This is a genomic window from Burkholderia sp. Bp9142 (genome assembly GCF_003853415.1).
Lineage (GTDB): Bacteria > Pseudomonadota > Gammaproteobacteria > Burkholderiales > Burkholderiaceae > Burkholderia.
The window spans coordinates 1-587 of sequence record NZ_QTPP01000106.1; the positions used below are offsets into that span (position 1 = coordinate 1).

At 68.1% G+C, this 587-nt stretch carries 1 protein-coding gene; it reads left to right on the plus strand.

The window, feature by feature from the left end; translation table 11 throughout:
* Nucleotides 1-587 (plus strand): glycoside hydrolase family 3 protein (locus tag DIE22_RS37850; protein ID WP_148093218.1); only part of this gene is annotated, 587 nt, incomplete at both ends.

Below are 587 nucleotides of genomic sequence, written 5' to 3' on the forward strand. Positions count from 1 at the left end.
GTCGCCGCGAGCTGGGATCGCCGCCTGTCGTACGACTACGGCAAGCAGGTCGCGATCCAGTTGCGCGCGCAAGGGTTCGGCATGGGGCTCGGCGGCGGCACCAATCTCGCGCGCGAGCCGCGCGGCGGCCGGCTGTTCGAGTATCTCGGCGAGGATCCGCTGCTCGCCGGCGACCTGCTCGCCGAGCGCACGCTCGCCACGCAACGCCAGAAGGTCATCGCGACCATCAAGCACTATGCCGGCAACGAACAGGAGCATGGCCGGATGGGCGGCAACACGCAGATCGACGAGCGTACGCTGCGCGAGCTCTACCTGCTGCCGTTCGAGATCGCCGCGAAGCGCGGTCAGCCCGGCAGCGTGATGTGCAGCTACAACCGCCTGAACGGCACGTATGCGTGCGAGAACACCCATCTGCTGAACGACGTGCTGAAGAACGAATGGGGTTTCCAGGGCCAGGTGCAGTCGGACTGGGGTGCGACGCACAGCACCGCCGCCGCGATCAACGCCGGGCTCGACGAGGAAGAGGACGTCGGCCCCTCCGTCTACCTGACGCCGGCCGCCGTCAAGCAGGCGATCGCGAACGGCTC